General features: G+C 63.5%; 11 protein-coding genes. 4 read left to right on the top strand and 7 right to left on the bottom strand.

Annotated elements, in window-relative coordinates; genetic code table 11:
* On the bottom strand, positions 1 to 1082 hold a 1082-nt coding region (locus IAG25_RS32415; RefSeq protein WP_187608497.1), incomplete at its 3' end, for a hypothetical protein.
* 185 nt (positions 1083 to 1267) lie between these two features.
* On the opposite strand from IAG25_RS32415, the gene IAG25_RS32410 reads away from it, so the two are divergent.
* The 3 genes from IAG25_RS32410 (at position 1268) to IAG25_RS32400 (ending at position 4528) form a co-directional block, all read left to right on the top strand.
* Positions 1268 to 1714, top strand: coding sequence for a hypothetical protein (locus IAG25_RS32410; protein WP_187608496.1), 447 nt, complete (start codon positions 1268 to 1270; stop codon positions 1712 to 1714).
* A gap of 610 nt (positions 1715 to 2324) precedes the next feature.
* Entirely contained in the window at positions 2325 to 3539 is a 1215-nt protein-coding gene (locus IAG25_RS32405) for a trypsin-like serine peptidase (protein WP_222946746.1), read from the top strand.
* Between the two features lie 236 nt (positions 3540 to 3775).
* Positions 3776 to 4528 (top strand): TetR/AcrR family transcriptional regulator, encoded by a 753-nt coding sequence (locus tag IAG25_RS32400; protein ID WP_187608495.1) that lies wholly within the window; start codon positions 3776 to 3778, stop codon positions 4526 to 4528.
* A gap of 6 nt (positions 4529 to 4534) precedes the next feature.
* On the opposite strand, the gene IAG25_RS32395 is transcribed toward IAG25_RS32400, so the two are convergent.
* The 5 genes from IAG25_RS32395 to IAG25_RS32375 all read right to left on the bottom strand — a co-directional run bounded on the left by IAG25_RS32395 (position 4535) and on the right by IAG25_RS32375 (position 9828).
* Positions 4535 to 4762 (bottom strand): hypothetical protein, encoded by a 228-nt coding sequence (locus IAG25_RS32395; protein WP_187608494.1) that lies wholly within the window; start codon positions 4760 to 4762, stop codon positions 4535 to 4537.
* A 65-nt stretch (positions 4763 to 4827) separates the two neighbouring features.
* A complete protein-coding gene (locus IAG25_RS32390) occupies positions 4828 to 6237 on the bottom strand; it encodes an MFS transporter (protein WP_187608493.1) in 1410 nt (469 codons plus the stop codon).
* Between the two features lie 158 nt (positions 6238 to 6395).
* Positions 6396 to 6617 (bottom strand): RHS repeat protein, encoded by a 222-nt coding sequence (locus IAG25_RS32385; RefSeq protein ID WP_187608492.1) that lies wholly within the window; start codon positions 6615 to 6617, stop codon positions 6396 to 6398.
* Positions 6580 to 9174, bottom strand: coding sequence for a type VI secretion system Vgr family protein (locus IAG25_RS32380; protein ID WP_187608491.1), 2595 nt, complete (start codon positions 9172 to 9174; stop codon positions 6580 to 6582). The genes IAG25_RS32385 and IAG25_RS32380 overlap by 38 nt, the downstream gene beginning before the upstream one ends.
* A gap of 348 nt (positions 9175 to 9522) precedes the next feature.
* Entirely contained in the window at positions 9523 to 9828 is a 306-nt protein-coding gene (locus IAG25_RS32375; protein WP_187608490.1) for a DUF4148 domain-containing protein, read from the bottom strand.
* 346 nt (positions 9829 to 10174) lie between these two features.
* On the opposite strand from IAG25_RS32375, the gene IAG25_RS32370 reads away from it, so the two are divergent.
* A complete protein-coding gene (locus IAG25_RS32370; protein ID WP_187608489.1) occupies positions 10175 to 13624 on the top strand; it encodes a response regulator in 3450 nt (1149 codons plus the stop codon).
* On the opposite strand, the gene lpdA is transcribed toward IAG25_RS32370, so the two are convergent.
* Positions 13621 to 15030 carry a dihydrolipoyl dehydrogenase gene (lpdA, locus tag IAG25_RS32365; protein WP_309243993.1) on the bottom strand — a complete coding sequence of 470 codons (1410 nt, stop codon included), beginning with the start codon at positions 15028 to 15030 and terminating at the stop codon, positions 13621 to 13623. The two genes, IAG25_RS32370 and lpdA, sit on opposite strands and share 4 nt — an antisense overlap.
* Positions 15031 to 15044 lie beyond the last annotated feature (14 nt).

Genomic DNA, 15044 nt, shown 5'->3' with positions numbered 1-15044 from the left:
GCCGCCACCATGGCCGCCACCGCCGTTACCGCCACCGCCATTACCGCCACCGCCGTTACCGCCACCGCCGTTACCGCCACCACCATGGCCGCCGCCGCCGTTACCGCCACCGCCGTTGCCGCCGCCGCCATTGCCACCGCCGTTGCCACCACCATGGCCGCCGCCGTTACCGCCGCCGTTACCGCTGCCGCCATTGCCGCCACCGCCATGGCCACCACCGCCGTTGCCACCACCGCCGTTGCCACCACCGCCGTTGCCACCGCCGTTACCACCACCGCCGTTACCACCACCACCGTTGCCGCCACCACCGTTGCCGCCGCCATTGCCGCCGCCATTGCCGCCACCGCCGTGGCCACTACCTGAGCCGCTGCCGCCGCCATGACCGCCAGGCGAGCCGTTGCCGTGACCGCCATCGCCGTGACCGCCATCGCCGTGACCACCGTCGCCGTGACCACCGTCGCCATGGCCAGCACCACCATGTCCATGTCCGTGTCCGCCGTCACCATCGCCATGGCCGATGCCGCCGTGTCCGTGTCCACCGTCTCCATCGCCATGACCGTGGCCATCGCCGTGGCCATCGCCGTGACCGTCGCCGTGGCCAACACCATGACCGTCGCCGTGACCATCGCCGTGGCCATCACCATGACCGTCGCCGTGGCCAACACCATGACCGTCGCCATGACCATCGCCATGACCGTCGCCATGACCGTCGCCGTGGCCGTCGCCATGACCGTCGCCGTGGCCAACACCATGACCGTCGCCGTGACCGTCGCCGTGGCCATCGCCATGACCGTCGCCGTGGCCATCGCCATGACCGTCGCCATGACCGTCGCCATCGCCGTGACCGTGGCCCTGACCATGCCCGTGACCATCGCCATCACCGTCGCCATCGCCGTGACCGTGGCCATGCCCGTGACCATCGCCATCACCATCACCGTCGCCATGACCGTGGCCATGTCCGTGACCATCGCCGTCACCGTCGCCATCGCCATGACCGTGGCCATGACCATGCCCGTGACCATCGCCGTCACCGTCACCGTCACCATCGCCATGACCGTGACCATGTCCGTGACCATGGCCATGTCCGTCGCCACCGGTGTCGCCGCCCGAATCTCCACCCGAATCCCCGCCGGAATTGCCACCGCCCGGCCCCGAGCTGCCGTTTCCACTTCCCGTCGATCCCGTACCCTTGCCGCCGCCCGAGTTCGTGCCGCCAGCGCCCGCCGTCGAGCCCGGTCCGCTACTCGCCGAACCCTGACCCGAGCCGGTGCCCGAGCCGGATCCGGACGCCGATCCCGAGCCGCTCGAATTGCCGCCGCCCGAGCTCACCCCTGCCGATCCCTCGCCGCCGCGCCCGCCCTGGAGCAAGGGCACGACCGCCGACACCGTGTCGACCGTCGGTTCCGTCGACGGCGATACGCTCGTCGACGAATCCATCGCTGCAACCGTCATCACGGCGCTCGGGCCGACCGGCACACACCCCTCGGAAGTCTGGTTGCCGCAAGGATTTCCCGCCGTTTGCGCCGACGCGAAATTCGACATGGCCGCCGCGATCACGATCACACTCAGCTTGATCGCGGTATTCAATTTGAATTTTTTAGGATTACTCATGTGTGCCCCTTGTAATGTTTCTTCGCCACGCGTCCACCTGGAGAGTCAAACGCGATGTGGGGCAAGAATGACAGGCTGTACGCAGCCTTCTGTGCGGTACTGAACCGGAGACGAGGGCGTCGTCGTTTCGCGCCGTGCGCGAGCGCGCAGAGAACGTTTGCGGACGATCAGAAGAGCCGGAATGGTTGCGCCCGTCGCGGCTTCGCTCACCGAAGTCATGGCCGGGAATGACGGCCATCGCGACCGTGCGCGTCGAACATCGAAGAAGCGGCGTGATCCGGAGCCCCGTATGCGAGGCGCTTCGTGTGGGCTTGTTTCGAAAGCTGGATGTAGGCTATCTGTATGGAAGGAGTGTCGTCAAGCGCACTCTGTGCGATGAACCGCAATTCTCGATGAGGCCACAAATCACCGCCCCTATCCGCTGATCAAATAGGCGAGATCGAGGTTAGCGAAAATTTGAACTAGAGTTATTTATTGTTCGCTTTCCTGATCGTATTGCGCGGCGCGCGCCCGAATTCGTCGAAGTTAAGCGCGTGCCGGAACCGGGCTTTCTTCGTTCGAAACAAGACGAGACGACCCGCATGCATCCGATGAATCAGACCACGAACGTCGCACTGATTGCCGGCCAAGTGATGTTCATAAGAATTAGGAATACAAAACAACTGAAGATCGATGTTCATCCGACACATCGTATCCATCAACCGGAGGGTGTCATGCAAAGATCGAAAAGAGTCGCCTGCGTGGAGGCGACGGCGGTAGTCGCACTGGCGTTAGCGAGCGCCAACGTCGCACATGCGGACGATGAAGTCATCGTGAATACGAATCCGGCGGCATCGCGCGACGCAGCGCCGGATATATCGAGTCTCAAGCCGGTCGTCAATGTGCTTCTGCCGCCGGATACATCCACGATCGTCCCGAACACCGGCCCGGAGCCATATCCCGCGGGCGTGAACACGCAGAGCGGCATCGTGAGCAATGCGCAGACGAGAGCGTATGGCGACTTTGGCATCCCCTATACGACAGGTCGCGTGCAGGACGGCAACCAGAGCGCGTCGGGCACCACGAGCGCGAATTACCTCAGCACGACCTATCCGTATCGGGCGATCGGCAAACTCACGTTCTCGGCCGGATACTGCACCGCGAGCCTGATTCGCAGAAGCGTGATCGTCACGGCGGCGCACTGCATTCAGGCGTTCGGCAGCGGCAATACGCTGTACTCGGGCTGGCAGTTCAGACCCGGGCATTACGGCGCTTCCGGAGCCACCGCCGCCCAGATCGCGCCTTATGGCACATGGACCTGGGCCGGGCTCGTCCGGCCATCGACGTGGGCGAACGGCACCGACACCGGATCGGGCTCGGCGCGCAACAACGATATCGCGGTCATCGTGATAGCGAAGAACGCATCGAATCAATTCATCGGCGACATCACCGGTTATCTGAACTATGGCTATAACAACTATTCCTTCATATCGACGCCAAAGACCGGCAATCTTCAGACCGCTGCCGTGACGACCTTCGGCTATCCCGCATTGATCGATGGCGGCGCGATCATGCAGCGCACCGATGGCCCGACCTATACGACGACGGTCAGCGGCGCATCGCAACTCTGGCAGGGCAGCAATCTCACGGGCGGCGCGAGTGGCGGTCCGTGGATCGTCAACTTCCGGGCACGCGATGCGGTTCTCTCCGGCGGCGCGGCGGTGGGCAATTCATCGACGCTCGCGATCGTCGGCGTGACCTCGTGGGGATCGGCGGATCCGAACGCGAACAAGGACAACTACGCGTCGCAGTTTCGTCAGAACACGCAGTATCCGAACGCGACTTATGGCAACTACGGGTCGGGCAATATCGCATCGCTGCTGAATACGCTGTGCAGCGGCGCGGCGCCGGGCGGCGGCACGTTCGGATCGCAGGGATATTGCAACTAGCGCAGGCTTCGGTGGCCCGCCGGTCGAACGGACAATGGGCCACCGTCGTTCGTATCGGACGAGATCGAACGCGTCATATCGACGCTGCCAGCAGCCACACGATTCAGGAAAACGACTCGAGAACCAGCGCTTCAGACGAATTCGCTGGAGCATGCCTGAAACGCCCGTAAAATAGGAAGCGATCCGGGCCGCAAGCGAGACGCGGCTTCTCACTTCATCGGCAGCACCGCCCAGGCATGACGAAAGACGACACCACTCACGTCCGCGCACATGGCGCGTCGAGCAAGCGCAAACGGCTCGGCCGCCCGACGGGGAACATCAATCAGCGTGAGAACATCCTCGATGCAGCCGAGGTCGATTTCTCGCAGCGCGGCTACGCGGGCACGTCGCTCAAGGAAGTGGCCGCGTCGTGCGGTGTCACGCAGGCGCTCATCACGTATTACTTCGGCACGAAGCAGCAGCTTTTCGAGCAGGTGTTCCTGCGCCGCGCGATGCTCATTTCCGAGGAGCGCGTAACGCTCCTGCATGAATTGTCCGACGGAAAGGATGCGAGTGTGCGCGAAATCGTGCGCGCGTTTCTGCTGCCGCTCGTCGCGCTGCGCAAGACCGACGGCGGGCGTGCGTTCATTCGTCTGCAAGCGCGGCTGCACACGGAGCCGCCCGAAATTTCGTACAGCCTGCGCAGCACCGCATATGGCGATTCGACCGATGCCTACGTCGAAGCCCTGCGCGCCGCGCTGCCCGGCCTCCCCGCGAAAGATCTCTACTGGCGCGTGACGATGATGATCGGCGCATATCTCTACGCGTTCTCCGACACCCATCGTCTCGACGTGCTCGCCAAGGGCGCGTGCGATCCGTGGGACGCGAACGAGACGCTCGAACAGTTGACGAACTTCATCGTCGGCGGTCTGGAGGCGCAGGCGAGCGCGGCATCGGCGAGCGCGAAGAAGGCCCGGCCGAAGGCGGCCCGCACCGCGCGCGCCGCCTGAAAAACGTCAGCGTCGCAGGCCGATTTCCATCGATTCGATGACCTGCGCGATGGTCGAATGCATCGATGCGAGCGTGGCGCCGGGCAAGTCCGACGACGCGGTTTCGCCGATCATCTCGCGCAGCGTCTCCTGCACATCCGCCGATGCCTGTTGCGGCAGCGCCGCCGCAATCACGCTGATCGCCGCGGTCAGGCCATGCAGCTTGCCGGTCAACAATTCCAATTCCTGACTCATATGTGTTTCCTGTCGTTACGGTGAATGAAGCGGGCGGCCCGTCATGCGGGCAGCCCGCCGAAAAATCAGGCGTGTTCCGTTTCCGGATGCGCCTTGAGCTTGACGAAGAGCGCGATGCTCGCGATCACGGAAGGCACCGCGAGCAGCGCGAAAACGGCGGGCAGGCCGAGCTTCCATTGCGCGAAGAGACCGCCGAGCGCGACGCCCGCGATGCCGCCGAAGCGCCCGACGCCATACATCCACGAGACGCCGGTTGCGCGGCTTTGCGTTGGGTAGAACATTGCGGCGAGCGAGGGCATCGACGATTGCGCGCCGTTCATCGTCGTGCCCGCGAGAAAGATCACGGCGCTCACGAGACCGATGCTGCCGATCGCCTGACCGACCACGAAGATGAACACGGCGGTCAGCAGATACCCGAGCATCACGACGACGTTCGCGTTGCAGCGATCCATCAGCCATCCCGACGCGATCGTGCCGATGCCGCCGCCGAGCGGGAAGAGCGCGGTGAGCAGCGCGGCGCGCTCGGGCGTGAAGCCGGCTTCGTTCATGAGCAGAGGCATCCAGCTCATCAGCAGATAGAAGATGACGAGGCCCATGAAATACACGAGCCACAGCATCAGCGTGCCGACGACATAGTTGCGCGAAAGGATCGCGCCGACCGACGACTTCGCGTGCGTCTGCGCGCGCTCGGACAGGCGAAACGAATCGATGCGCGCGAGATCGAGCGGCGCGATCTTCGAGAGCGGCTTCCAGATCTTCTCCTTCGGCGCGCCGCGTCCGACGAGATAGCGTACGGATTCCGGCACGAGCATCACGACGAAGCATGCGAGCACGAGCGGCAGCACGCCGCCCACGACGAAGAGGCTGTGCCAGCCGAACGCGGGTATCAGCCACGATGAGATGAAGCCGCCGAGCGCCGCGCCGACCGTGAAGCCGCAATACGTCGTGTTGACGATGATCGAGCGGCTTTTCGCGGGCGCGTATTCGGAGACGAGCGTGATGGCGTTGGGAATCGCCGCGCCCAGGCCGATGCCCGTCAGAAACCGCAACGTGACGAGCGATTCGATCGAGCCGCTGAACGCGGTCGCGAGGCTCATCGCGCCGAAGAAAGCCGTCGCGGCGATGAGCACGGCGCGCCGCCCGAAGCGATCCGCCGCCGGGCCGGAGATGACCGCCCCGGCCGCGAGCCCGAAGAGCGCGGCGCTCAGTACGGGCGCGAGCGCGCCCTTCGTGATGCCCCAGCCTTTGACGAGCGCCGGCGCGATATAGCCGATGGCCGCCGTGTCCATGCCGTCGATCAGCACGATCAGGAAGCACACGCCCATCAGCGTCCATTGGAAGCGCGAGAAGCGGTGCGCGTCGATGAACTCCTCGACGGGCACGTTCCCGCTCCACGCATCGCCACGGTCTGATGCCGTCGAATGCCCGGCGCGCGGCGGAAATGCCGGGCCAGTGTGAAGCTCTGCTTGCGACATGTACAACTCCTCGTTGCCGACGGCTCGCGCCGTCCATGAATGCCACTGGGCCGGCAACATGCCGGTGTTCACGCGAAGCGGGGGCCCGCCGGTTTCGACGCTGGTTTATTATATGTATCTATAATTAATAAACGCAATTGGGAAAAAATAAGTCGCCGTCAGGCGAGGTTCGGCTTTTCGGGAACGACGAGGACGGGAGTTGGGGCGGGATTTAGGCGAAAACGATTGTGCGGCGCGGCGCGGCGCTGGGCATTTGGCTTCGTACCGACGGCGGAGTCATCTGCGTCGTCGACCCACGTCACGCCGTTCGGTTCGGTTTTGCGGCTTAGGTTGCCGCGTTCGTCATACTCGTAACGAACGCGGCTCAGTTCCTTCAGCACCCGTCAGGCTGGGCAGCGCAGCGTCTGCCCCGTCTGTCGGCACATCCGCCGTGCCCGTGGGTTCCGACCACTTGCGCTTGTCGTCCTTGACCGGATAACCGTCCTCGAAGTACTTGATGCTGCCGCCCCCGCGCGGCGTATTGACGAGCATCCCCTTGCCGTTCTCGTCGAGCTTGCCCGCGCGAAACGACCCATCCGGAAAATCGACCCGATACGATGCGTTCTTGACCGGCTCGCCGTTCGGATACGCGTGCCACAACTGCATGCCGGTCGTTTCCTGCCTGGGCATCAGCGGCAGCGCGTTCTGTTTGGTGGCGGACCCGCCGACGCGCAGCGGCCCCTTCAGGTTGATGTCGGCGGGGCTGCCGATCTCCACGCCCGCACCGGTCAGCTTGATGTACGAGCCGCCGCAATACAGCGTCAGTTCCTTCTTGGCGTTGAGCGTGATCGCATCCTCGGTGCTGGCGATCGTCACGCCCTTGAGCGCGGCGAGATTGAGCGCATCGCCTTGCGCTTGCACGTCCACCTTGCCCTCGGCGGCGAAGAGCTTCACGCCTTGCGCGATGGCCAGGATCGACACGGCATTGCCCGCCGCGACCGTATAGTTGCCGCCGATCGCGGCATCGGCATTGCCGCCCGTAGTCGTGAACAGATGCCCGCCCGCCGACAGTTGCATGTGCTCGCCGCTCGTGAGCGCGACGCCATGCGGGGCGGAGGCAAGCAGCACCGCCTGCTGCAAGTCCTTCAGTTGCGTTTCCAGCAACGCCTTCTGCGCTTCGCAGTCGGCCACGACTGCTTGCGCCTTCTTGACCGCTTCCGATAAGCTCTGCATCCGCGCCTGCGCCGTCTGTAATTGCGCGAGCGCCGCCGACATGTCGAGCACCTGACCGCCTGCGGCCTTCTGCGCATCGGCGGACAGGAACAGCCCCTTACCCCCGCGCAGCGCCCCCCACGAATCCGAGCGCAGCTCGAACCCTTCACCTCGTTTCTGGCGTGCTGAATCGACGATATAGCCCAGATTCAGTTGCGTCTTGCCGCCGTATTCGGTCGCGAGCTTCGCACCTTCCTTGCCCTTGGCGTCTTCGAGCCTGAGCTTGTTATTGCTGACGGTGCGAATGACGTTGCGCGTGTTCCATCCGTCGCGCCCATAAATCAGGTCGGTCGCGAAGCTGTGATGATGGACATGGGCGATAAACGGATACCGGGGATCGCCTCCCGCAAACGCGATGCCGACCTCCGTGTTACGCAACAGCGGAAAGTGCATGCCCGTCTGGTTGGCTCCCGCAAAGGGCTTCGCGAGTCGCATCCGCACGCTTTCACCGCCGCCCGGCCATTCGTCCGTGTCGAAGTCGAAGCGCACCGAATAGTGGCCGTGCTCGTCCATTTCGGCGAACTCGGCGTCGTCGTCTCGCGTCGTGATGCGTGCGCTCAACGTGCCGGCGATCTTCGGCCAAAGATGCTCGCGCATCGGCATCTGGTAGGGCCGGTCTGCGGGAATCGCCCGAAAAGAGTTGTGATACGACTTGTCGCGCGCCGCCTGATGAATGACTTCGACCAGCACCATGCCATGCGGTGCATCCGCCAGCTTCTCGTCGGTGCGCACTACGAGTCCTGCGCAGAAAGCCGATACGGTGCTCGTGCCCTCGAACCGGACCTGTCCGGATAGCGCTTCCTCGTGACGCAGTCGCGCCTCCCATTTGGCGCTGTCGGCATCGAGATGATGGCTGCCCCATGTGTAGGACTGGCCGTAGGTGGTCTTGTCGTCGCGCGCGAGGTTGACTTCCGACTCGAACGGCTCCCATGACTTCGACGGGTTGTAGTTTCGAACCCGCACCGATTGGGCGACCGTCACGCTATGCGTCTGCAACGAGAGAATCGCTTCGTTGCCGGTTTCGAGGCCCGACGTTTCTCGAACCATCGCGGGGGCGCGAAAGGTGTAGTCGTAGCCGTCGATATCGTCGGCGAAGATCACCTGATCGCCGAAATCGCCCGGTCGCGCATAGCAGAAGAGGCCCGCCTGACGCATCAGAAGATGGACGAACTCCCAATCCGACATCTGATGCTGCATGTGGAAGGCGAGCTTCGGGAACGTGCGTCGCAGCTTGAATGCGAACTGATGCGTGAGAAAGTCGTGCGATAACAGGATCGCCTCGATGATGTCGGGGACGGTCTTGTTCTGATAGATGCGGGAGCGCTTGGTGAGGCGCAATCGCGCGAGCGGCGATTCGACCACGACGCGAAACGCGCAGAAGTCGCGCGTCTTGCGCGTGCGGGTAAAGCGGGTGATGACGCCGTTGAACTCGCGCGGTGCGCCTTCGTCCGGCGCCGGCTCGATGCTGAAGGTGGCGTTGCGCCCGAGATAATCGGCGCGCGCCAGTTCGACATTGGCGGTGAGTTCGAGCGTGATGTGATACGGCTCGCCCAAGCGCTCGACTGCTCTGAATGACTTGATCGACAGGCTGTCGGTCGGGGTTGCGCCGCGAACTTTAAGGTAATAGTTCTGCCTGCCAGTGATCCAGCGCGCGAGGGCATTGGAGCGCCTTGTTTGTGCTTCCATTGGGGTTCCGTGCGAAATCGGGGGATGACAGACGTGATGCCTGACGATCGCCCGAGGGTTGACACTGTCGACTTCTTTTAGAGGGGCGTTGCGGCACGCGCAAGCCGACTTATCTGAAAAGCTTGCGCGTATTGAGCAAAGTTACGGCTGCGGTGACGCGGTGAGGATCTTGCCGGGCGACCAGTAGGATCGCAGGGTGACGCGGCGCGCCACTGCGGTGAGTTCGTGAAGTCCCACCTGTAAAACGACGTTCGGCGGCGCGCTCCGATTCGACTCCGCGCCCGATGCTCCCGAGGAGAGCAAAACACCGCCCCGATCGCTACGACCGAAGCGGCTTCAAACAACAACCTACTGACTAGCACCCACTCCAATACCCGCCTTCTTCTGCGCGTTCTGAATGTCCTGCGGATAACTCGCGTCGTCGTTCTTCGCGGGGTTGTAGCCCGCATCTTCCAGCTTCTTCAGCTCCGCGTTTTTCTTCGCGCGTGCCTGCTTGCGAGCGGCCTTCTTGTCCGCCTTCGTGGCCGGCGCGGCCTGCGTCGTGCCGGTGGCGGTCGTCGCGCTGTCCTGCGCGCTCGCGAGCGGCGCGGCCGTCACGCCGAAAGCGGCCACTATCAACGAGACGGCGAGTTTGCTGCCAAACGTTGCTTTCATATCCTCTCCATGGATCGGTTGATCAACAAGCAACCAGCAATCACTTCCCGGGCCGATGATGCCTTGCTCGTGGCCGCGGCGGCATGCGTATCGAATGTCGCGGATTCATTGTAAGGCGGGCCGCTCAAACGTTCAGCAGCATGAAAGCATCCGAACGAACGTGCCGAAAAGCGCTACAGTGCTACCTTTCACGAACATGCCCGAAGCCCGTCACGGCGCGGAACCGAACCGGGTATGATGCGCAGCGGCTGAAACAATAACTACAACTTTCGCGATTGTCGCCGTCATAAGGGCTGTTCGAGACATCGACCCGGCGCGCGACGTTCACGCTTATTCGGAGCTGTCTATGCCATTGCGGTCCGGTGTCGACGAGGCCAGTTTTCGTCGTATTCTCTTGCGCAATATCGCGCTGCCGCTCGGAACGGGACTCGTCACGGCGATCGCGTTCGTCGTGCTCGTGCTGTATCTGCTGTCGGGCATCAACTGGGTCGAGCATTCGGAGCGCGTGATCGGTAACGCGCAGGAACTCGGGCGGCTCGTCAGCGAAAAGGAAAGTGCGATTCGCGGCTATCTGATCACGGGCGACGAAGCGTTTCTCGCGCCTTATGAAACCGCGAAACCGAAGCTCGGCGCCGATATCGACACGCTCGCCGATCTCGTCTCCGATAACGCGCCGCAAGTCGATCGCCTGATCCGCATTCGTGCGTTGCAGGCGCAATGGGACAAGGTCGCCGACGGCTTGATCGACGCGCGCCGCCACGCCCAGGATTCCGTCGCGCTCGTGCGCGCGGGACGCGGCTCGGCCGAACGCGCGGAAACCGAGCGCGAACTCGCCGCGTTTCTCAACATCGAGCAGACCTTGCGGCTGCAGCGCGTGGAATCGGCGAAGCAGCTCACGACCATCACCGTCGCCGTATTTCTGTTTCTGAGCCTGACGTTGTCCGTGATTCTCGCGATCTTCGGCAGGCGCGAGCTGATGCAGCTTTCCAGTGCCTTCGGCGCCGCGATCGGCGAACAGGAGCGTCAGACGCGCGCGCTGCAGGAGCAGGCGTGGCTGAACGAAGGGCAGACGCAACTCGCGGAAAAGGTGATCGGCCAGCAATCGCTCGATCAGCTTTGCCGGACGATTCTCGATTTCCTCGCGGACTATCTGAAGGTGTCGATCGGCGCGTTCTACGTCCGCGAAAACGATGGCGCATTGAAGCGCACCGCGAGCTTCGGCTTCGATCCCGACAGCGCACCGGTTCCCGATTCGCTCGCGGGCGTGAAGAGCCTCGTCGGACAGGCGGTGCACGCGCGCAAGCTGACGAGCATGAACGACGTGCCCGCCGGCTACTGGAAGGTGACGTCGGCGCTTGGCGCGAGCGTGCCCGCGAGCCTCGTCATCGTGCCGATCGAAAACGAAGGCCAGGCGAACGGCGCGATCGAACTCGGCGCGATGCACAGGCTGACCGAGCGCGACCAGCAGTTCCTGAAGACGATCGCGGGCAATATCGGCGATTACGTGGAGGCGGCGCAGTATCGCGAGCGCTTGCAGCATGTACTCGAAGAAACGCAGCAACTGAACGAAGAGCTTCAGATGCAGCAGGAAGAATTGCGCACGACCAACGAGGAACTCGAACAGCAAACGACCGCGCTTTCGCAGGCGCAGGTCTATCTCGCGAATCAGAAGGCGGAGCTGGAGCAGACCAACGATCAGCTCGCCGAGCAGGCGCGCGTGCTCGACGAACGCAACGTCGCGCTCAACGCCGCGCAGGGCGAACTGGAAACGCGCGCCGAAGCGCTGCAACGCGCGAGCCGCTACAAGTCCGAGTTCCTCGCGAACATGTCGCACGAACTGCGCACGCCGCTCAACAGTTCGCTGATTCTCGCGAAGCTGCTCTCCGAGAACAAGGCCGGCAATCTCACGAACGACCAGATCAAGTACGCGCAGACGATCTATTCCGCGGGCAACGATCTGCTCAATCTCATCAACGATATTCTCGATCTCTCGAAGGTCGAGGCGGGCAAGCTCGATCTGCATATCGAAGATGTGCCGTTGCAGCGAATCATGGATACGCTCTCGCGCACGTTCGAGCCGCTCGCGCGGCAGAAGAAGCTCAGGCTCGAACTGCGCAACGATATCGACGACTATCCGACGCTCACGACCGATTTCCGGCGTCTCGAACAGATTCTGAGGAACCTGCTGTCGAACGCGGTGAAGTTCACGGACGCGGGCGCGGTGTCGCTCACGCTCAGGCGGGCGGGCGAGGGCGCGGTGCAGTTCGTCGTGACGGATACGGGCATCGGCATTGCGCCGGACCAGCTCGAAGCGATCTTCGAAGCGTTCCAGCAAGCCGACGGCACCACGAGCCGTCATTACGGCGGCACGGGGCTCGGGTTGTCGATTTCACGCAGCCTCGCGCATCTGCTCGGCGGCGATATCGCGGTGCGCAGCGCGCAGGGCACGGGCAGCACGTTCACGCTGACGATGCCCATCGCTTACGGCGCGGCCGCGTTGCCGGGAGCGGTCGAGCAGGCGCCGGCGTCCGTCGCCATCGAAGCAAAGCTGCCGGCCGAGCAGCCGATCGAAGTGATCCACGTCATCGACGACGATCGCGCCGACGCCGCACCCGGCCGCCGCCTCGTTCTGGTCGTGGAAGACGAACCGGACTTCGCGCAGGTGCTGCTCGATCTCGCGCACGAACTGGGTTATCGCTGCATCGTGAGCGGGACGGCGGGCGAGGCGCTCAAGCTCGCGCAGGACAGCGCGCCGAACGCGATCCTGCTCGACATCGGCCTGCCGGATCGCTCGGGGCTCGTGGTCTTGCAGGAACTGAAGGCGAATCCGAAGACGCGGCATATTCCGGTGCATGTCGTGTCGGCATCGGACAGAAGCGAGGCCGCGCTGCATCTCGGCGCGATCGGCTACGCGGTGAAGCCGACCACGCGCGAGCAACTGACGGCGATCTTCCAGCGGCTCGAAGAGAAGAGCAGCCAGAAGATCAAGCGCGTGCTGCTCGTCGAGGACGATGCGCGGCAGCGTCAGAGCATCGTCGAGCTGATCAGCGATGCGGACGTGGAAATCACGCCGGTCGAGTTCGGCCGCGACGCGCTCGAACTGCTGAAGACGACGATCTTCGACTGCATGATCATCGACCTGAAGCTGCCCGACATGCAGGGCGGCGACCTGCTGCGGCAGATGGCCGGCATCGACGCGTATTCGTTCCCGCCGGTGATCGTCTACACGGGCCGCAATCTCACGCACGACGAGGAAGCGGAACTCATGCGCTACTCGCAGTCGATCATCATCAAGGGCGCGCGCTCGCCGGAGCGTCTGCTCGACGAAGTGACGCTGTTCCTGCACAAGGTCGAGACGGATTTGTCGGCGGATCGCCAGGCGATGCTGCACGTCTCGCGCTCGCGCGATCGCGTGCTGGATGGCCGCCGCGTGCTGCTCGTCGATGACGATATCCGCAACATCTTCTCGCTATCGAGCGCGCTGGAGCATCAGGGGCTGAAGGTGGATATCGGCCGTAACGGTTTCGAGGCGATCGAAGCGCTCGACAGGCATCCGGACATCGACGTCATCTTGATGGACGTGATGATGCCCGGCATGGACGGACTCGAAGCGACGCGGCGCATCCGCGAGGACGCGCGTTTCAGGAAGCTGCCGATCATCGCGATCACGGCGAAGGCGATGAAGGACGATCAGGAGCAATGTCTCGCGGCGGGCGCGAGCGATTATCTGGCAAAGCCGATCGACGTCGACCGGCTTTACTCGCTGCTGCGCGTGTGGATGCCGAGGCGCGTTTAAATATTCAGCGCGCGCTTGTCCACCGCCAGCGCCGCCTCGCGCATCACCTCCGACAACGACGGATGCGGATGGCAAATGCGCCCGATATCCTCGCTCGCCGCCTTGAATTCCATCGCCACGACCGCCTCGGCAATCAGATCCGACGCGTTCGCGGAAATGATGTGCACGCCGAGAATCTCGTCGGTTGTCGCATCGGCGATGATCTTGATGAAGCCGTCCGTTTCGCCGATGCCCATCGCCCGGCCGTTCGCGAGCATCGGGAACTGGCCGGCCTTGATCGCGCGGCCTTCGGCCTTCAGCGCCTGCTCCGTCTGCCCGACCCACGCGATTTCCGGATGCGTGTAGATCACCCACGGAATGCAGTTGTAGTCGATGTGCGGCTTCTGCCCGTCGATGATCTCCGCCACGAGCACGCCTTCGTCTTCGGCCTTGTGCGCGAGCATCGGGCCGCGCACGACATCGCCGATCGCGTAGACGTTCGGGACTTTCGTCGCGCAATGACCGTCGACGGGAATGAAGCCGCGCTCATCCGCTGACAGGCCGATGGAATCGAGGCCGAGATCGTCCGTGTTCGGCACGCGGCCGATCGACACGATCAGGCGATCCGCCTCCAGCGTCTGCGCGTTGCCGTCCTTGTCCTGGTACGAAATGGAGACGCTCGAATCCGTCGTCTGCACGCCGTCGATTTTTACGCCGAGGTGAATCGTCAGGCCCTGCTTCTTGAAGAGCTTCGCGGCTTCCTTTTGCAGTGCGGCATCGGTCGTGCCGAGGAACTCGGGCAGCGCTTCGAGGATCGTCACTTCCGCGCCGAGTCTGCGCCACACGGAGCCGAGCTCCAGCCCGATCACGCCCGCGCCGATCACGGCGAGCTTCTTCGGCACGGAGGTGAAGGCGAGCGCGCCTTCGTTGTCGGAGACGATCTTGTTGTCGACCGGCACATTCGGCAGATGACGCGCCTTCGAACCCGTCGCGATGATCACATGCTGCGCGGTGTGGCTTTCGCTCTTGCCGTCGCCGCTCACGTCGATCTTGTAATTGGCGCCGTCCTTGCCCGCGAGCTTGCCGTGACCTTTGAGCCACGTGATCTTGTTCTTACGAAACAGGAATTCGACGCCGCCCGTGATCTTTTCGACGATCGCTTCCTTGCGCCCGACCATCTTGTCGACATCGACGGCAAGGTTGTCCATCGTGATGCCGAGATCGCCGAAATGCAGTTGCGCCTTCTCGAATTGCTCGCTCGATGCAAGCAGCGCCTTCGACGGAATGCAGCCGACATTCAGGCACGTTCCGCCGAGCTTCGCCTTGCCGGCGTGATTGATCCATTCCTCGACGCACGCGACCTTGCGGCCCAGTTGCGCGGCGCGGATCGCGGCGATATAGCCGCCGGGACCGGAGCCGATGACGATGACATCGAAGTCGG

Source organism: Caballeronia sp. EK, from assembly GCF_014384845.1.
Classification (GTDB): Bacteria; Pseudomonadota; Gammaproteobacteria; order Burkholderiales; family Burkholderiaceae; genus Caballeronia; species Caballeronia jiangsuensis.
This window is presented reverse-complemented; position numbering and strand designations above follow the sequence as displayed.